The sequence below is a fragment of the Nostoc sp. PCC 7524 genome (genome assembly GCF_000316645.1).
Taxonomy (GTDB): Bacteria; Cyanobacteriota; Cyanobacteriia; order Cyanobacteriales; family Nostocaceae; genus Trichormus.
In genome coordinates this window covers 6,518,057-6,539,481 of sequence record NC_019684.1, presented here as the reverse complement: position 1 = coordinate 6,539,481, position 21,425 = coordinate 6,518,057, and the positions used below count along the sequence as shown (strand labels likewise).

Annotated in this window: 5 protein-coding genes; 3 read left to right on the top strand and 2 right to left on the bottom strand. The window is 44.3% G+C overall.

Annotated elements, in window-relative coordinates; translation table 11 throughout:
• The first annotated feature begins 71 nt into the window (after positions 1-71).
• Positions 72-1,499 (top strand): ABC transporter ATP-binding protein, encoded by a 1,428-nt coding sequence (locus NOS7524_RS26720; RefSeq protein ID WP_015141603.1) that lies wholly within the window; start codon positions 72-74, stop codon positions 1,497-1,499.
• Positions 1,500-1,571: 72 nt separating this feature from the next.
• Entirely contained in the window at positions 1,572-2,000 is a 429-nt protein-coding gene (gene ccmS, locus NOS7524_RS26715) for a beta-carboxysome assembly chaperone CcmS (RefSeq protein WP_015141602.1), read from the top strand.
• A 418-nt stretch (positions 2,001-2,418) separates the two neighbouring features.
• Here ccmS and NOS7524_RS26710 read toward each other — a convergent pair whose 3' ends face one another.
• A complete protein-coding gene (locus NOS7524_RS26710) occupies positions 2,419-2,607 on the bottom strand; it encodes a hypothetical protein (protein ID WP_015141601.1) in 189 nt (62 codons plus the stop codon).
• 231 nt (positions 2,608-2,838) lie between these two features.
• Between NOS7524_RS26710 and NOS7524_RS26705 the strand changes: the two genes are divergently transcribed.
• On the top strand, positions 2,839-4,455 hold the full coding sequence (locus NOS7524_RS26705) for an ankyrin repeat domain-containing protein (protein ID WP_015141600.1): 1,617 nt from the start codon (positions 2,839-2,841) through the stop codon (positions 4,453-4,455).
• On the opposite strand, the gene NOS7524_RS26700 is transcribed toward NOS7524_RS26705, so the two are convergent.
• Positions 4,452-21,380, bottom strand: coding sequence for a putative Ig domain-containing protein (locus NOS7524_RS26700; RefSeq protein WP_015141599.1), 16,929 nt, complete (start codon positions 21,378-21,380; stop codon positions 4,452-4,454). The two genes, NOS7524_RS26705 and NOS7524_RS26700, sit on opposite strands and share 4 nt — an antisense overlap.
• Between the last annotated feature and the right edge of the window lie 45 nt (positions 21,381-21,425).

Sequence of the window (21,425 nt, the reverse complement as noted above, 5' to 3'; positions counted from 1 at the left end):
TACTAACTCCTAACTCAGCACTCAACAATGTCTTCTGTGGTAATATCAGGTTCTCGCAACTGTCAACGGCTGTGGCTATAGGATCTAAATTTCATCGAGTATTAAAAAGGCGTAGACATTCCAGACATCCTCTCCAGCGCCTGCTTGATTATGGATATCAGTATCGTCACCAAATTTGGTTAGCGACTGGTTGCTCGGTTTTAAATAAAATTTTTGACTTGGCTCCCCCAGCTTTGATTGGCATTGCTGTAGATGTAGTAGTTAAGCAGCAGGATTCTATCATTGCTCAGTTGGGAGTGAAATATATCTTTGGGCAATTTTTAATTATTTCCCTGCTCACAGTTATTACTTGGATACTAGAGTCATTTTTTGAGTATCGCTATCAGTTGTTTTGGCGTAACTTGGCACAGAGTATTCAGCATAACCTACGTTTGGACGCATATAAACACCTACAGGATTTGGAGTTAGCTTATTTTGAAGAACGCAGCACAGGGGGTTTAATGTCTATCCTCAGTGATGATGTTAATCAACTTGAGCGTTTTTTGGATGTGGGAGCCAATGATATTATCCAAGTCATCACAACTATTGTAGTCATTGGCGGTGCATTCTTTGTTTTGGCTCCTAGTGTAGCTTGGATGGCTCTGTTGCCAATGCCATTGATTCTGTTGGGTTCGGTGGCTTTCCAAAAATTGTTAGCACCACGTTACGCCGATGTTCGGGAAAAGGTGGGCTTACTCAATGGACGATTATCTAATAACCTCAGTGGAATTACCACGATTAAAAGTTTTACCGCCGAAGAATATGAAATCAAGCGGTTAGAGCAAGACAGTTTAGCTGATCGCCACAGTAACACTAAAGCGATCGCTCTATCTGCGGCTTTTATTCCCCTGATTCGGATGCTTATTCTAGCAGGATTTACAGCATTACTGCTATTTGGTGGACTGGAAACCGTCGCGGGTAGAATGTCTGTAGGTGATTTAAAGTTACAAGATTTACGCCGCAGTATTGGTTTAGTTAGCCAGGATGTATTTTTATTTCATGGCACAGTAGCAGAGAATATTGCCTATGGTAGTTTCGACGCGACACAGGAAGAAATTATCACCGCCGCTAAGATAGCAGAAGCACACGAGTTTATTAGCCGCTTACCCCAAGGTTATGAAACCATTGTGGGGGAAAGAGGACAAAAATTATCTGGGGGACAAAGACAAAGAATCGCCATTGCGCGGGCTGTGTTGAAAAATCCGCCGATTTTAATCTTAGATGAAGCGACATCGGTAGTGGATAATGAAACTGAGGCAGCAATTGGGCGATCGCTAGAACGGATTACAGTGGATAGAACGACAATTGCAATAGCACATCGTCTTTCCACAATTTGCCATGCTGATTGTATTTATGTCATGGAACATGGACAATTAGTTGAGTCGGGAACTCATGAGGAATTGTTAGAGCAAGCTGGGATTTATGCTAGTCTCTGGCGGATGCAAAGTGGGATGAGATAGAGCAGGTGACAGGTTACAGCATTAAAAGTATTTTATGTGTCTTCATGTTAAATTTTGAATTTTGAATTATTTATGATGTTTGGGAATAATCAACCGGAATCAGGGGACAATCAGTGGCGTGGTCAGTTGGATCGATTTGTTAAGGAAAATCAGCAAGAATTAGCTGCACTTGCTTGGGGTTTGTGGTTAGCAAATGGTGATAGTCAAGGTACTATTGGGATTGATCTACAACCAACACCACATTTTGTTTATTGTCCTCAAGAAGCAGTGGAAAAATTAAACAGTAATGTGGAAAATCGGCTGCAAGAAATTTTGGGTATTATTAAACATCATCAGCCGGAAGTAGAAGTTTTGATGATTGGGATTGGCAAGGGTGAAATTAAGTTAATTCAATTTGCACCAGAACCAGCACCGCCAGTTTGCTTTGAGCAAGTTGGTAAGGATGTGGATAGTTTGTTGGATATGTTGGAGGAGCGTATGGGTGAGAGGATTTTTGTTTAACACCAAGGAAGGCGCAAAGTGAAGCGGAGAGAATTAGGAAATTTGAGGCGATGGCGTTCCGCCCACCGTAGGCGATCGCACTTCAGTTTACACTCTTGGGGATACACCAAAAAATCAATTATCCCAAATTGAGGGTTAGTACGGTGCGTCAGTATAAATAATTTCTTGGTACATCTAGGTTTTCTCGCACTGACGCACCCTACATTTTGAATATTTTTTTATTGTTAAAAAACCTCGGCTATTCACAAACCGAGGCTGTAATTATATGCTAGCTAGCTGTTTTCATCACCGTTTTTATCTAATTTATTTTTAGCTGACATCTACGCTTTAGTTCTACTATCTGTAGGAATATGGTGGATGCCAAAAACATTGTCAAATTCTCTAGCTAGAGACATATAGATATTGCCATAACTTGATATTAATCTTGTATGGGTTTTTCAGCCTCGGTAATTGCTTGCTCTAAAAAAATTTTAGCATCTTCAATCTGTCCACCTTCTAGACAACCATAAACTATCCTGCACCATTCTAGTAAAACATCAAGCTGATTTTTCTTCCTACCAGGAATCAATGATTTTGCCACTCTGGAGTAAAGTCGTATATCATTCATTGCACTCTTTCCTTGAGAAATTTATTTACTGTTATTTATCCATATTTCCTAAACTCCCTATTTTATTTACATATCCCTGAGATAGATAAAGAGATTACTTAATATTTTCTTCAGTTTTATGAATCTAGCTTTTTTAGCGAAGAACCAGATTAAGAAACTAGAAGATATTGGGGAAGCATAACTATAGCAGTCCGCATATAATGTGCAGTATCAAAATAATTATTACCTGAAATGGGTAACTTTTTTGTTAATTATCATTTGTGGAATGCTGTGCCTAGTAATATTACTCAGGTATTGCCAGATGTAATAGAAACTCGTGCTTATGTTTCATTCCAGAAACAAAGTTGGGTGACAGTATATGATGAAAGTTCAGAAACTCAAGATGAGCAAAAGTTACATCAACTTGCTTGTCAAATCTCCACTGATTTAGCTACTGCTGTATTTGTCTTTTTGGTTCATGATAGTGACGTACTGAAATACATACTGTATAGTCACGGTCAGCGTCTAGATGAATATAATTCTTTCCCTGATTATTTTGGAATTAGTGATTTAACCAGGAAAGAACAGCTGAAAGGACAACCTGAAGTATTATTGTCCTACTGTCAACCAGGTACAAGTATAGAGGCGATCGCTCACATTCTGCAAAGTCGATACACTTTTGCAGAAGACAGGCTGGCAGATTTAGCACAACTTCTGGGCATAGATGAAGCCCGTGTTTGTCTAGGTTTTACTGATTTTAGTGAACAAGCAGAACTCAGGAATGAATTTCAATTAGTATCTCACCAAGAATTGGCATTGCCAGAAATTCAACCTGAGCAATTTTTCTGGAGTGCCAAAACTGGGGATTTAATACAGCTACAAACTTTATTAGGTGCAGGATGTGACCCCAATTTGCTAGATGAATTAGGTTTATCAGCCATTACCTATGCTGCCGCTAGAGGTCATCTTCCCATAGTACAAGCTTTAATTGCCGCCCATGCTCAAGTTAATCCAGCAAATTCTACTGCTAATACACCCCTTATCGCCGCCGCCGCCGCAGGACATCTGGAAATTGTCAAAGTATTACTAGAGGCTGGTGCAGATATTCACCTGCGTAACCAAAAAGGACAAACAGCTATACAGTTAGCCGCCGAAAATGGTCATGAAGAAATCGTACAGCTATTAACAAGAGATACAAATCAAGACTCTGCCTTGGTTGATGCTCGTCTAATTAAAGCGGTTACTCAAGGAGACTTGAGTCAAGTGCAGGCTTTGATTACGTCTGGTGCTAATGTCAATACCAGAAATCAACAGGGACACGCCACAGCTTTGTCCTTAGCCGCATCTCAAGGCAATTTAAATGTGGTGGAAGCTTTAATACAAGCTGGTGCTGTGGTTAATTCTGACTCAGGTGTTGAGACTAATCGAGAAGAAACATCTATGGCGGCACTATTACGTTCCTTTTCCCAAGGTTTAGGTGCATTTATTCCCAATACACAAAGTACAATTCCTCCCCTATGGTGTGCGGCTGAAGGTGGACATCTACCAGTTGTGATCCGCTTGTTGCAAGCCGGGGCGAGAGTGAACGCAGGACGTTACAGTGCCATCATTCCCGCCGTTTCTGGTGGATATGTTGGGGTTGTCCAAGCTTTATTAGATGCCGGGGCGACAGTAGATTTAGATATGGGTGGAGGAATTACCCCTCTGATGCGTGCAGCATCAATGGGATATGGGGAAATCGTGGAAATCTTAATTGCTAGAGGTGCAGATGTCAAGCGGCGTGACCATCAGGGATGGGATGCTTTAGAGTTTGCACAGCAAAATGATCACGCTGAAGTAGTGCGTATCTTGCAGGAGGCTAGAGGCTAAAAAGCCAATGCGAGACCAAATCCAAAGCTAAAGCTAGGCAGAGGCACAAATCGAATTGCGAGAACCAATACTGTGGCTGCTATAATCACCCCTGTATAGTCGGTCAGGTGGTAGATAATAACTCCCTGCACAGGAGGATCAACCCGAACAATTTTGATGGGTGGAATCACAAACATTGGCAGTGGCATATAGTTGGCGGCTGTTCCCACAGTCCAACCTTGACCTATCAACCCTGCACCTAAAGTTAAGTATCGATTCAATTGAGCAACTCCCTCACTAAATCTGCCATCAGGTTTGATTTCGTAGATTTGTCTAACTCCAAAATCAGTTAAATCCGGTCGCCAGCGATTACCAGTTGCACCTCTGATATAACTGCCTGTCTCTTGGCTAATTTTGGCAATTGAGATATCAGTTACACGATTGGCAGGATCACCTAACACAAAATGACGACCCAGGATTGCATGAACTAAAATCCCATCTTGTAGCGTGACTAACCCACTAGGATCAGTAAAATTGACAGGGTTGGCATGAGCGTACTGGTACTTATGCAGGGACATGGGATCATTCAGGAACCCTTCAAATGGGTCTGCGGAAATAAATCGCCCACTTCGGAAGTCGTAGTATCTAGCCCGTAGGTAATCTAAATCCAGATTGCTATCTCTTTGTTCACCTGCAAATAAATAAGTATTGTCAGTGCTGCCTATTTGACTAATTATTTGCCCATAGGCATCATAGATGTAGCGGTCAGTCACATTACCACTAGCATCAGTTAACATTCTGGTGCTACCTAAGCCATCACCTAAATGCACAAACTGCTGTCCATTTTGCAGTTGCGAGATTAAATCTCGACCGTAGACATAGGATTTAGCAACCACGCCATCAGGTGTATATTCTTCGATTACCTGAGCATAGGGTTGAGTGACATCAATCAGGTAACGAGTTTCTTGTCCGTTGACTATGGTGGCGACGCGAATACCTTGGTCGTTGTACTTATACTGAACTTGGCTAGTACCGTTAGCATTGATGATCTCAGCTGAAAGTAACCGATTTTCTGGACTCCAAGTATATCGAGTTTGATTTGTTCCTTGCGTCTGCCTTAAGAGATTGCCATTATTGTCATAGGTGTAAAGTGTAGTTTGGTTGCCTAGGGCAGCTTGCAGCAGTCGATTATTGCCATCGTAGGTATAAGTCGTATTGCCTTCTAGGGAATCATTACGGCTGAGGCGATTACCAACGGCATCGTAAGTATAACTGATAGTGCGATCGCCTACGGTGGGCGGAACGCCATCGCCTGGGATGGTATCGGTAATAGCTTCTCTAGTTAAGCGATAAAGAGCATCATAGCTGTAGTTAACTCTGCGTCCATTGCCTTCGGTAACACTCACCCGATTACCCACGGCATCTAAAGTATAGTTGTAGCTGGCAATTACCGTATTATCTGGTCTGGTCTGGGTTAAGTTAATTAAACGATTAAGCTGGTCATATTGTCTGGTTTCTACCAGGTTATTTGGTAGGATGGTGCGGGTCAAGTTGCCGACAGCATCATAGGTGTACTGAGTGAAATTGCCACCAGCATCGGTAACGGTTTGCAATCGATGCAGGGCATCATAAGTATAAGTAGTTTTACCAGAGGGTGTTTGAATTGAGGTGCGGTTTCCTACAGAGTCGTAGGTGTAGATTAGGGTTCGCCCATCCGTTTCGGTCAGTTGGACTAAGCGATTTCGCGGATCATAACTGTAAGTAGTAGTTCCCCGACCGTCTGTAATACTAGATACTTCTCCTGTGGGAGTATAAGTATAGTTGACGGTGGTAGTTTCCCCTAGATTTTTGCGAATTAACCAATTATTAGTGTCGTAGGTATAAGTGATTGTCTCGCCATTAAAGGTGGTCTGGCGTTGCAGATTACCCACGGCATCGTAGACAAAGGTTTCACGCTGACCCAAGGGTAAAACGGTGGCTATTTTTTGACCGATGCCGTCATACTCCAAGCGGGTAAGCTGATTCTTGGCATCTTTGATCTGGGTAAGATTGCCAATTTCATCATAGGTATAACTGGTACGTTGATCTAAGGCATTGATTACTGCTGTGGTTCGCTTAAGGGCATCATACTCGTAACGGGTGGTGTTACCGGCGGGATCTTTGATGGCGATCAAGTTACCGACAGCATCGTAAGTGAAGGTAGATTGAGTAGCGTTAGCGTAAATGGTTTGGATATGTCGTCCTAGGGCATCGTAAACATAACGAGTGGTGCGTCCTAGGGCATCAATTTCCGCAGTTTTCCGCCCGGCGGCATCATAAACATAACGTTGTAAGTTACCCAGAGCATCCTTGATTTGCACTCGACGACCAGCATCATCATAGGTAAATTCTGTGCGATCGCCTAACTCATTGATCCGAGCAATTTCCCGTCCGGCTTTGTCATATTCGCTCTTAGTTCGGGGATTATCACTGAGGTCATCGGGTGTACCATCTGGGTAAATGGTTTCAATTAACCTTCCTAGGGCATCATAGACGTAATAAGTTGTCCGACCAGCGCGGTCAGTTCTGGCAACTTCCCGACCCAAGGCATCATAGGCAGACAGCATCCTGGGATTATCGCTGAGGTCGGCTGGTGTGCTATCTGGGTAAATAGTTTCAATTAATCGTCCTTGAGCATCGTAGCGATATTCTGTCCTCCGTCCTAAAGGATCAATCATCGCTACGAAATTACCAAAACTATCATATTCGTAGCGCGTGACTTGATTTTCTGGATTGGTTTCGGCAATCAACCGACCTGCGGCATCATAAGTGTTAGTTGTTACCAGATTGCGCGTACCTGTGGGAGTAGTCTGGGTTTTGGTTTCGGTTAAGAGATTACCGTTGGCATCGTAAGTATAAGTAGTGGTATGACCAAGGGCATTAATCTGGCTGGTCAATCTGCCAAAATTATCATAACCATACTCAATAATATTACCAGCATTATCTGTACTGGAAATGATTCTACCGCGAGCGTCATAACTGTAGCGGGTAATCGCTCCATTGCCATCTTGAGTTGTGGTTAAGTTGCCTTGAGCATTGTAAGTGTAAGTGGTGCTATTGCCTACAGCATCAACTACCGTCAGGGGACGACTGTTATTGTTGTATGTGTAACGAATGGTATTGCCTAAAGCATCTGTTTCTGTGAGCTTATTACCATTTCTGTCATAGGTATAAGTTGTGGTTTCCCCTTCAGGATTAGTTTCACTGAGAATATTATCGTTAGCATCAAAACTCTTGCGAGTGACACCACCCAGGGCATTGATTTGTGTGATCACATTGCCACGACTGTCATATTCCAAGATGGTAGGATTACCTAGAGCATCCCGGATTGTCTGCACTAAATTTTCTGGGTCATAGGTAAATCTAAAACTTTCACCGTTAAAGTTGAGTATTTGCGCTAAACGCCCGTCTGCATTGTATTCTGTCCTAGCAATGGGGCGGTTGAGGGGATCGATAACTTTTTCTAGGTAATGGACTTGTTGATTGTTGTATTCAAATCGTGTTTTATCACCTGTACCGTCAGTAACACTGATTAAATTACCTATGCGATCGTATTCGTAGCGAATCTGATTACCTGTTGGGTCAGTAACCGTAGTAATTCTACCTTGAGCATCTCGACCAAAGGTGACTTTTTGACCGGAACTGCTAGTAATTCCAGCTTGTGTAAAGGTGAGTTGATCGCCGTTGCGATTGGTAATAGTATCTATCTTTCCTGTCTCGGCATTAATTTCATAGACAATTCCCTCTTTGGTAGTCAGTCGGTAGTAACCACCAAAATTAGCCGGATGGTAAGCACCGCCATAAAAACCGTAAAACTGCCCAGATGCTCCCACTAATATTGTTGAGTCTACTGTTAAGGTGCTAGTGACTCCTGGATCAGTAGCCACAAAAGCTGGTCTGTATAAACCAGGCAGAAGGAAAGGAGTAGGTCTAAAGAGAAACTTCTCACGCTGACCGTTAGGCAATGTAATGTAAACTTGAGTACCAATCTCAAAGCCTACAGTACGGTAGCCTATCTCACGGTAGATTTCGTCTGGGCGCAGATTAGTTCGGACATCAGCATCGCGGAATGTCATGCGCCAACCGTAACCGAAGTCATTTTTGGTATTAGTAGTTAAGGTGTCATAGGTGCGCGTCAGGGTAATGGGGATACCAGAGACAGGAATCTCTAAATCAGTAAAGGAGAGTTGGAAGTTACCGAGTTTGAGTTGACCGGCAACATCAACAGTAGTATCCAAAGTGGAGCGATTACCACCAGCATCTGTGGCTGACAAGCGCAAAATGTAAGAGTCATTAGCCAGAATCGTGGGGTCGAGAATGCCTAGTGTGCCATCTGCGGCTGGTTGAGTGCCACGGGCGATTTCTCTAAAGGTACCACCGGAGACTGGGGCGATCGCGAGGGTGTAGGATAGCAGATTATTATCGGCGATCGCACCCTTAATGGCAGTAGGTACAGTGATCTCTTGACCATTGGTAATTCCCGTTAGTGATAGTTGCGGTGCTTCGCGATCATTGGGGTCAATTACCAGGAATGAAACATTGGCTGAACCTAGATTACCAGAGGCATCACTAGCTTGAGCGATCGCGGCAAATTCTCCGACTTGATTGAGGGTAATTGTCCCTCGTCCTTGTGCGTCTAAAGCGATGGCAGTACCATTGACGGTTAAGTTCAGCCCTGTTACTCCAACGTTATCACTGGCAGCTACTAAGACTGTCAGTGGTTGACCCACTCTTACTGGTGTGGAACTGAGGGTGAGATTAACTAGGGGTGCTTGTTCGTCACGTACAACGGCTAAATCGTAGGCTTGAGTGGTACTAGCGCCAAAGTTATCGCTGACATTGACTTGCACGCGGTAAGTACCTTGAGCATTTGGGGGCGCAGACCAAGTAATCCGCCCGAAATTATCTATGGTCATGCCCTCTGGACTCTCGGTTAAGGTAAAGGTGAGGGGATGGCGGTCAGGGTCATTGGCTTTGAGGTCGTAGCGATAGGTAGCCCCGGCGGTGACTGACTCTACAGGACGGGAGGTAATGACAGGGGAATTGTTGATTTGAACTGCCAAGGAGTAGGACTGGAGGGCGGCTGCACCTGTGGGATCTACGGCGGCAATTTGGATGGCATTGATACCGACTTGAGCATTAGTTGGTGTCCAAGTTAACAATCCCGTCTCAGCATCAATTGTCATGCCAGTCGGGGCTTTCAGCAATTGATAGGTGAGGCGATCGCCATCAGGATCACTGGCTGTGACGGCATATCGATAAACTTGTCCAGATGGGGCAGCAAATGTCGGTGTCGAGGTAATTTTGGGAGGATTATTAATGGTGGCTGCGGCAACTACTATCTGATACTGCTGGGTAGTTACAGCTCCTTGGGAATCGCTGACAGCTAAGGTAACTGTTTGTTGCCCAATTTGTCCTGGGGTGGGAATCCACTGGAGTAAACCACGTTGACGGTCAATCACCATTCCCTGGGGTGCTGCCAGTAACTCGAAATTTAAAGGATCGCCTGTGGCATCTTGGGCTTGTAGAGTGTAGGTATAAAGTTGGTTAACGGCGGCTGTGGTGATGGGGGTGGAAGTAATCACAGGAGGCGTGTTGATTCCCCGTACTGCCAAGGTGAATGTTTGCGTAGCCAAACCACCAAAGCTATCTACCAGTTGCACTACAACCTCATGCTGGCCGATTTGGCTTAATTGGGGCTGCCAACGAATCCTGCCCGTAGTGGCATCAATGGACATTCCCTCTGGTTTGGTTGCTAAATCCCAAACTAGCAAATCGCCATCGGGGTCACTGCCAGAGAGGTTGTATTCATAACTTTGATTAGCTGTGGCTGTTAACGTTGGCGTGGAAATAATTTGAGGTGATTGATTAGTTTGAGGTGTGAATTGACCGACAACAGCGATCGCAAATTCTTGGGTAGCTACTCCACCCCGGCCATCACTCACAGTCATCTTGACGGGGTTGACCCCTAACTGGTTGGGCTGGGGTTGCCAACTGATTAATCCTTGCTGATCAATTGTCATCCCTGCGGGGGCATTGCTGAGGCTAAAGGTGAGGGGGTCGCCGTTGGGGTCTGAAACTGCAACACTGTACAAATAATTGCTTCCCAAGGGGATAGTAGTTCTGGGTGTTGAGGTAATTTCTGGTGCAGCATTAGTAGCACTAGCTACAACCTGAATATCAAAGGTTTGAGTTGCTTCTCCACCCTTACCATCGCTGGCGGTGATTTGGACAGTTTGTTGACCAATTTGAGAGTTAAGTGGTGTCCAAGTAATTACACCACTATTAGAGTCGATATTAAGACCAGTAATTGCTGTATCTAAGCGGAAGGCGATCGCGTCTCCATCCGCATCTTGAGCGCGGATTTGATACTGGTAAGGTAATCCAGCAACAGCTTCCAGAACTGGAGAAGATGTAATCGTTGGAGCGTTATTCAGCGATACTACAGTGATGTCAAAGGCTTGTAAGTCAAGTCCACCATAGCCATCCCTGGCTCGTAAGACAATTGTATGGTTGCCTACTTGTGCGGCGGTTGGTTGCCAGAGTATAGACCCTGTTGTAGCATCGATGGTCATACCCTCTGGCTTTAAGGGCAAGTCAAAGGTAATTGGGTCTCCGTTGCCATCTGTTGCGTTGACATTGTAACGATAGACTTCCCCTGCAATAACTTGAGTGACAGGTGTTGTCTGGATGACAGGCGCTTGATTGTTAACATCCGGTGTCACAGCCAGGGTGAAAGACTGATTTGCTTCCCCACCTCGCCCATCCAGGACACGCAGCTTAACGCTTTGGTTGCCTAATTGTGCTTGAGTAGGTGTCCACGTAACTACACCAGTAGTACGGTCAATTGTTAACCCTTCTGGGGCTTCACTGAGGTAGTACGCTAGGGTATCATCATCCGGGTCAGTTGCTTGAACAGCGTATGTGTAGGGACGACCAATGGCGGTTGTAGTAACGGCAGTAGAAGTAATTGTTGGAGCTGTGTTTGGTTGACCTGTTTTAACGGTGACAATGTAATCTTGTGTAGAGCGTCCACCCCGACCGTCATCAACTTCTATGCTGAATTGATAGTCTCCTCCTTGAGCAGGTTGCCAGTGAATCCTACCTGTATTGGCATCAATGGTTGCACCCGTGGGTCCTTGGCGGAGACTATAAGTTAACGTGTCATTATCTGGGTCAACGGCTTGGGCAAGATAAAAATAATTATTGTTAATAGTTACAGGAATTGAGCCAAGAATGGTGCCGCTTTCTGGACGAACAAACAACAAATCGAAACTGCGAGCAATGCCATCTCCTGTCAACTTGGTATTAAAAGTAGCTGTCTGACCTGCACCGATACCAGAGATAGCACCAGTTAAATTCTCGAAAGATACTGTTGGGTCTGAGGCAATGACAGTAATTGGTAACTGTTCTAGAATCTCCCTAGCTTTAATATCAACAAAGGCTTGTGTGAAAGAAGTTGCTGTTAGTCCACCACTCCGCAGCTGATTTAAGTCCCATGCTGCACCCCCAGTTGCCAAAGCTAGGTCAATGTAGTCAGGTTTCGTATTCCCATCTCCAACTACAGAGCCAATAGCAGTTATAGTATATCCTCCAGTTCCATTGGCCAGATAAGCTTGGCTGGCAGAATCAACTCCCAGTACAGTTTGATTGTTAGTGTTGCGGAAATTACCATTGATCACCGCATTTAAAAGAGCCTGCTGGTTACTGAGGGCATTAAGAATGCTACTAAAGGTCAAACTTGGATCAGTATTATCTCTGTCTTCATCTGTGACTAAAATGAAATTAACGGCTGCACCAGGACGGAACGAAAGACCGTTCAATGCTGCATCGATACCGTCATAGCCGTCTTCTGTACCACCTGATGTTTGTAAAATTGTTGTTGATTCTGCGAAAGTTGCGGCATCAGCAAAGAAAAAGTCGCTGGTAGGTGCAAAAGATAACCTCTGTCCAGCTATTCCTGGTAAACGGTAGAGACTCACTGCCTGGGGAGAGTCGAGGCTACCAGTTGTGATAATGTCTGTAGATAATGTTGGTGCAGCACCCACATCAAGGACTTGGAATTTGTAGTCTGCTGTAGCTGCACCAATGCCATCAACAACTAAGCGATAAGTGCCTGTCTCTGTGAGGTAGAATGGCCCGCGATCGTCTTGGGTACGAATATCAAAAATTGTGTTGCCACTTGGACTAATGAGCTTTGTATTAAGGTTGCCAGAAATAGCTCCTAGTGAGTCATAGTATATTTGTTGCCCGACCGTACCAGTAAAGGTAAATTCATCCTGCTCCCCTGGTTTGGCAATGCTGCCATTAATGACAGTCCCTAAACTTAATGCTGTGGTGCTAGTAGCCGCATCCACTAAACTGAAGTTGTAGTTGACTGGTGTATTACTGTTACCTTGCAGTGCCAGGATGTATGTCCCGGTGTTGGCAATGACAAATTCGTTGTCTGAGTTAATAGAACCACTGGTGATTTGTTGGTTGGCTCCACCGTAAATCCGCCAACTCGCTCCCGTGGTGGAGCCTAAACCATCGAAGTATAAACGCTGTCCGCCATTGACTGAGAATTGGTAGAGTTGAGTGTTTCTACCAATGTCAAGGCTACCTATGATACTTGTATCCAGTACGAGACTATTAGCTGTGGCAGCATCTAATAACTGGAAGCTGTAATCACCAGTGTTGGCACTATTGCCATCTAAAACTAATCGATAATTTCCTGCTTCTGTAAGTGTGAACAGGTTAGTATCACTATTGGCACTGGTGCTAAAGACACTGGTACCACTGGGACTAATTAACTGTGCGGTGATGCCAGCAAGATTTCCCAGTGCATCGTAGTACAATCTCTGCCCGACTGTACCAGTAAAGGTAAATTCATCCTGCTCCCCTAGTTTGGCGATGCTGCCATTAATGACAGTTCCCAAACTCAATGCTGTGGTGCTAGTAGAGGCATCCACTAAACTGAAGTTGTAGTTAACTGGTGTATTGCTGTTGCCTTGTAGTGCCAGGATGTATGTCCCGGCATTGGCGATGACAAATTCTCTATCCGAGTTAACTGGACCTGTGGAGATTTGTTGGTTAGCTGCACCGTAAATCCGCCAACTCGCTCCTGTGGTTGAGCCTAAGTCATCGAAGTATAAACGCTGTCCACCATTGACTTGCAATTGATAGAGTTGAGTGTTTCTACCAGAGTCAAGGCTACCTGTAATTGCTGTATCCAGTACGAGACTATTAGCAGTGGCAGCATCTAGTAACTGGAAGTTGTAATCACCAGTGCTGGCACTATTGCCATCTAAAACTAATCGATAAGTTCCGGCTTCTGTAAGTGTGAACAGGCTAGTGTCACTGTTGGCACTGGTACTAAAGACATTGGTACCACTGGGACTAATTAACTGTGCGGTGATGCCAGCAAGATTTCCCAGTGCATCGTAGTACAATCTCTGCCCGACTGTACCAGTGAAGGTGAATTCATCCTGCTCCCCTGGTTTGGCAATGCTGCCATTAATGACAGTCCCTAAACTCAATGTTGTAGTGCTAGTCGAGGCATCCACTAACCGGAAGTTGTAGTTGACTGGTGTATTGCTGTTGCCTTGCAGTGCCAGGATGTATGTCCCGGTGTTGGCAATGACAAATTCTCTATCTGAGTTAATGGCACCACTGGTGATTTGTTGGTTATTTGCATTGTAAATTTGCCAACTCGCTCCCGTGGTTGAGCCTAAATCATCGAAGTATAAACGCTGTCCACCATTGACTTGCAATTGATAAAGTTGGGTTTGTCTCCCAGGCTCCAGGCTACCTATGATGGTTGTATCCAGTACGAGAGTATTGGCTGTGGCGGCATCTAGTAACTGGAAGTTATAGTCTCTGTTACTGGCTTCGTTGTTTTCTATGAACAGGTAATATGTCCCTGTTTCTGTCAGTGTTAATATTGCCTGGTCGTTGTCAGCGTTGCTACTGAAGATGTTGTTGCCACTGGGAATGATGACTCTGATGTTAACTCGGTCTTGGTCGTTTTCTAAGGCATCGTAGTACAGCTTTTGCCCTGGTGTGCCGTTAAAGCGATAGATTTTGGTGGCAAATGCTTCTATGGTTTCGTTGATTTGTTGATTGGTGTTGAGGTCTGTGGTGTTGGCTGTCAGGTCTAAAAGTTGGAAACTATAATCGCCTGTGCTGCTAGCATTTGTACCTCTGATTGTCAGGGTGTAGTTGCCTGATGTTGGTAGTGTGAATATGCCTCTGTCGTTGGAGGCGTTGGTGGTGAAGATTAATGTGTTGTTGCTGTCTCTTAGTTCTACTTGTATTTGGTCGTTATCTACGTCTTGGCTATCAAAGTATACGGGTAGTCCTGCTGGTGCTGTCAGGTTCAGAGTTACTTGCTCTCCTGCTGCTATTGTCCCGCTTTCTATTCTGCCCCATCCTGTTGCTGCTACTGGTGCGCTACTTGTATCTTTTACTTGGAAGCTGTAATTTACAGGAGTGGTGCTATTGCCTTGTACTGCTAACAAGTAAGTCCCACTCACAGGTAGCAATACTTGTAAGTCTACACTGAGAGAACTGTTAGCGATCGCCTGATTTCCCAACCCATAGAGAATCCAATTGCTACCTGAGACGCTGGCTAATGAATCAAATAATAAACGCTGTCCAAATATTCCCTCAAAACGATAGAGTTGGGTTTGTCTACCAGGGTCAAGGCCACCTATGATATTTGTATCCAGTACGAGACTATTAGCTGTGGCAGCATCTAATAACTGGAAGTTGTAATCACCAGTGTTACCACTATTGCCATCTAAAACTAAACGATAAGTTCCTGCTTCTGTAAGGGTGATGAGGCTACTGTCACTGTTGGCATTGCCACTAAAGACATTCGCACCACTGGGACTAATTAACTGTGCGGTGATACCACCGACATTTCCCAGTGCATCGTAGTACAATCTCTGTCCGACTGTACCAGTAAAGGTGAATTCATCCTGCTCCCCTGGTTTGGCAATGCTGCCATTAATGACAGTCCCTAAACTTAATGCTGTGGTGCTAGTAGCCGCATCCACTAAACTGAAGTTGTAGTTGACTGGTGTATTACTGTTACCTTGCAGTGCCAGGATGTATGTCCCGGTGTTGGCAATGACAAATTCGTTGTCTGAGTTAATAGAACCACTGGTGATTTGTTGGTTGGCTCCACCGTAAATCCGCCAACTCGCTCCCGTGGTGGAGCCTAAACCATCGAAGTATAAACGCTGTCCGCCATTGACTGAGAATTGGTAGAGTTGAGTGTTTCTACCAATGTCAAGGCTACCTATGATACTTGTATCCAGTACGAGACTATTAGCTGTGGCAGCATCTAATAACTGGAAGCTGTAATCACCAGTGTTGGCACTATTGCCATCTAAAACTAATCGATAATTTCCTGCTTCTGTAAGTGTGAACAGGTTAGTATCACTATTGGCACTGGTGCTAAAGACACTGGTACCACTGGGACTAATTAACTGTGCGGTGATGCCAGCAAGATTTCCCAGTGCATCGTAGTACAATCTCTGCCCGACTGTACCAGTAAAGGTAAATTCATCCTGCTCCCCTAGTTTGGCGATGCTGCCATTAATGACAGTTCCCAAACTCAATGCTGTGGTGCTAGTAGAGGCATCCACTAAACTGAAGTTGTAGTTAACTGGTGTATTGCTGTTGCCTTGTAGTGCCAGGATGTATGTCCCGGCATTGGCGATGACAAATTCTCTATCCGAGTTAACTGGACCTGTGGAGATTTGTTGGTTAGCTGCACCGTAAATCCGCCAACTCGCTCCTGTGGTTGAGCCTAAGTCATCGAAGTATAAACGCTGTCCACCATTGACTTGCAATTGATAGAGTTGAGTGTTTCTACCAGAGTCAAGGCTACCTGTAATTGCTGTATCCAGTACGAGACTATTAGCAGTGGCAGCATCTAGTAACTGGAAGTTGTAATCACCAGTGCTGGCACTATTGCCATCTAAAACTAATCGATAAGTTCCGGCTTCTGTAAGTGTGAACAGGCTAGTGTCACTGTTGGCACTGGTACTAAAGACATTGGTACCACTGGGACTAATTAACTGTGCGGTGATGCCAGCAAGATTTCCCAGTGCATCGTAGTACAATCTCTGCCCGACTGTACCAGTGAAGGTGAATTCATCCTGCTCCCCTGGTTTGGCAATGCTGCCATTAATGACAGTCCCTAAACTCAATGTTGTAGTGCTAGTCGAGGCATCCACTAACCGGAAGTTGTAGTTGACTGGTGTATTGCTGTTGCCTTGCAGTGCCAGGATGTATGTCCCGGTGTTGGCAATGACAAATTCTCTATCTGAGTTAATGGCACCACTGGTGATTTGTTGGTTATTTGCATTGTAAATTTGCCAACTCGCTCCCGTGGTTGAGCCTAAATCATCGAAGTATAAACGCTGTCCACCATTGACTTGCAATTGATAAAGTTGGGTTTGTCTCCCAGGCTCCAGGCTACCTATGATGGTTGTATCCAGTACGAGAGTATTGGCTGTGGCGGCATCTAGTAACTGGAAGTTATAGTCTCTGTTACTGGCTTCGTTGTTTTCTATGAACAGGTAATATGTCCCTGTTTCTGTCAGTGTTAATATTGCCTGGTCGTTGTCAGCGTTGCTACTGAAGATGTTGTTGCCACTGGGAATGATGACTCTGATGTTAACTCGGTCTTGGTCGTTTTCTAAGGCATCGTAGTACAGCTTTTGCCCTGGTGTGCCGTTAAAGCGATAGATTTTGGTGGCAAATGCTTCTATGGTTTCGTTGATTTGTTGATTGGTGTTGAGGTCTGTGGTGTTGGCTGTCAGGTCTAAAAGTTGGAAACTATAATCGCCTGTGCTGCTAGCATTTGTACCTCTGATTGTCAGGGTGTAGTTGCCTGATGTTGGTAGTGTGAATATGCCTCTGTCGCTGGAGGCGTTGGTGGTGAAGATTAATGTGTTGTTGCTGTCTCTTAGTTCTACTTGTATTTGGTCGTTATCTACGTCTTGGCTATCAAAGTATACGGGTAGTCCTGCTGGTGCTGTCAGGTTCAGAGTTACTTGCTCTCCTGCTGCTATTGTCCCGCTTTCTATTCTGCCCCATCCTGTTGCTGCTACTGGTGCGCTACTTGTATCTTTTACTTGGAAGCTGTAATTTACGGAACCTGCTGTAGCACTACTATTGATGACAATAATGTAACTGCCATCATGTGCTAGTTGCACTGTCAAAGGTTGTACTACTGTGCCAAAGTTAGAACTAGCAAACAACTGGTTACTAAAACGTGATAGAGAAAGATTGAAATTACCACCGATATTAAAGAGGTGTCCTGGTTCACGACTCCCAGCTCCACCAAAACCAGCTAAAGCATAGCGGTTAGAACTGATGCCTTTGGCTTGCAAAGCGGCTTCTAAGTCTTGCACCATACCTGCGAGCCAATCGTGTTCACCTGCCATTGAACCCGATTCATCTACAACAAAGACGATATCGGCAGAACCAGTTGATTGACCCCCTGTAGGTAAGGTTAAAGCAACGGTTTGGGTGGCTGTTTCGCCTAAAAGTAAAGTTAGGTCAATGCCGTTAAGATTAACGTTGCCACTTGGTGAATTACTAATGCCAGGCAGATTATAGTTGGTGACTGGTGTGCTGACAAAAATAGGATTGCGATTACCAACTTCAGCCAATGACAGAATTTGATAAATCTGCAATGCTGTACCACCACGACCATCTGCAACCTGCAACTGCACGTCTTGAAGACCTAGCTGGTTGTTTTGAACTTGCCAGCGAATTAACCCTGTATTGGAGTCAACTGTCATCCCAACAGGTGCAGACAGCAATGAATAGGTTAAAGTATCACCATCTGGGTCAGTAGCAACTGCCTGATACTGATATTCGTGATTGACCTTAGCATCAACAATAGGAGTAGATGTAATCAGTGGCGAACGATTAGGTGGAGGTGCAATTACACCCAACACAAAATTTTGCTGGTCAACACCCCCGCGACCATCTTCTACTTGTACTGTAACTGTATAGTTACCCACTGCATTAGCCGCAGGTGTCCAACTAATCTTTCCTGTCGCTCCATCAATTACCATTCCTTCCGGAGCTACCAACAGTGAATAAGTTAATGTGTCATTGTTGGCATCTTCCGCTTTGGCTTCATAGACATAAGCTTTACCCGCCAATGCTTCTACATCAGGTTCACTGACAAACTCTGGTGCGATATTTAACTGTCCTAAGAATACTAACTCATAGTCAAATTGTGTCTGTTGTGGATTGAAGAAACTGATAGTCCGAGCTAGTGTCTGTTCGTTGGGGTCGAGGCTACCATCAGCCACTAAATTGCTTAAATTGAAGAATGGCAAGCCTTCTGGTGTCAGTCCATCTGCTCCCACTACCTGCACAGATGGGTCACTTAAGGATTTAATGGCTACAACTAAGGGAGCATCAACTATATAAGTACCTGCATTCCGAACAGCGATATCAGCATATAAAAGCTTAGTATCTTCATTAAATGATGTGCGCTGGTATTCTGGGCTAAAACTACTGGTAACATCTGAGAGTAGTTGAAAATTAATCGATGCGTTGATCGCAGCTAAACTTAACTCTGGAGTGGCTATAACAGGTGTAATTCCCTCTGCTGGTGAGATTTGGATATTACTGAGGCGGACAGTAGTATTGGTATCACTATCATTATTGACTAACCGGAAAATTACTTTTGCTGAACCCGGTGCTAATCCTGCTAAATTCACCTTGACTGTCTGACCTTCTATAGTTGCGCCAGCAGCTAAAGCTACACCTTGGCTTTCAGTAATATTCAAGAAAGCGTCTCGATTAGCTTGAATTGTATGTACCAAGGAGTTACCTTGTGTATCCACTAAGGCAACTTCAAACGCATCTTTTATACTATCTGGATCTGTTGTATCAAAATTGAGGTCGCTGTAAGTAAAGCTGAGAACTGATGTGGTATCAGGGATGGTGATGATTTGCTCGTAATTCCTTAAGAAGAAGTTATCTTCTCGTAGCACAATTCCAGAGGAATTAACTATCACTTGTAAGTTGTTATTAGTAGTTAAAGCACCACCACTACCGCTATTACCTAAATCATTTACCGTGAAGGTAATGGTATCGTTACCACTAAAATTGGGATTGCCACGATAAGTTAAACCCGCTATTGCTTGGTTAATTGCGGTGAGAGTCCCGGTGAAAGTAACGTTACTGTCAGCGTTACCATCTCCTGCGGTAAAAGTAAGTCCAGTGGTTTGACTAAGAGTTAATACCCCCTGATTTGCAGTCACAGTTACTTGTAACTCTCCACCACCAGCATCAACATCGCTGATACTGATACCAGTAATGATTAAATCAGTATTCTCTGCCACAAATTGCGCTTGGGGAAGAGCAATTACAGGTGCTTCATTGACATTTGTAATATCAATATTAAAAATCTTCTCAAAGAACAATCCCCCAGCATCTGTGGTTTTTACACGGATACTGTAAACAGACTTCGTTTCAAAATCCGGCGATTCATTAATTCTGAGTTCGTTATCAACTATGGTAAATGCAGTATTATCTGTGTCACCTTCACCAGTAACTAAGGTGTAAGTGTGAATATCACCAGCATCTGGATCTGTAGTGGTGAATGTACCAATGATGCTATTATCTGGAACATTCTCGGCACTACTCGCTGGAGTCAGATTCAAATTTGTCGGTGCGGCGTTGACTTGTGGAGTGAGGCGTTGGAATGTTTGACTAAATTCTCCTCGATTTCCTGCTAAATCTGTCGCCACTACAGTAAACAGATTACTTCCCTGACTCAGTGAGATATTAGCAAAGGTAAACTCTCCTAAATCATTGGTAGTGCTGCTCACTCCCGTAGGTTGCAAGGATACAGTTAAATTAGCTTCTGTTGTCCCTAGCAAATTGACTTTCTCAAATGTGGTTTGCAAATCACCCACTGGGGCAGAATCAAAGTTCGGGTCAAGTTGCAAATCTAAAATTGGTGCGGTTGTGTCTAGTACAAAGTCAAAGCTGTAGACATTGGAAATATTGCCTTTAATATCTTGGGCTTGCAGTTTTAACGTGTATGCACCATCATTGAGACTACCGCCGTTAATTTGTCTTAACTGTGCAGAAGTCAGACTAAAACCGCCATCTGAATTGAGGGTGTCGAAAATATCTACCGTGACTGGTTGATTATTTAACCCAGCTTTGAGACTGACGAGATTGCTGGTTGCAGTTACTTTACCGTTAATTGTTGGGTCAAAGGTGAGGCGATCGCTGGGACTTACTCCTGTATCATTGACTAAGCTGGCTTCTATCTGTGGCGGTTCTCCTGGATTGGGAATGAAGTGATTGGGGTAGCTGCTTAAGTCATTTGGCGTAACATTTTCTACATATATATATGGTCTGGCGGCTAGAGATCCTTTACCATCACTATCGAGGAGAATGATTGTACCACCTGTGTATGTGCCGAATTGGATATATCCATCGGCAATGGGATTAAATCCTTGATAGCCAACACTTGTCAATACTACACTCAGGTCAATCACATCCTGGCGTAGTTCAAAGTCTTTGATAATATCGCCTGCATCCCTGATGCTTTGGTAAACGAATATATCAGCACTACTACCACCTGTAATGATATCTGCACCAAAACCCCCAATGATGCGATCGCTTAATGCTGTCCCTGTTAAAATATCTCGTCCACCTGTACCGATAATTTCGTTAACTGATGGTTCTACCAGTAAGGTTTGACTCTTGATGGCGATGCTGAAATCTGGTGATAGGGGGGTGGGTGTAATTACCGGAATATTTAGTTCTTCCATCCCATCAAATCTTCCCAATTGCTCTGGTGACGCTAATGGAGATGGCGCTAAGACTGGAGATGGCGCAAGGTCAAAAACGTTAATTTCGGTATACATTGGGGATTCTCACCCTCTAAGCTAGTTACATCACAATGAGGCAGC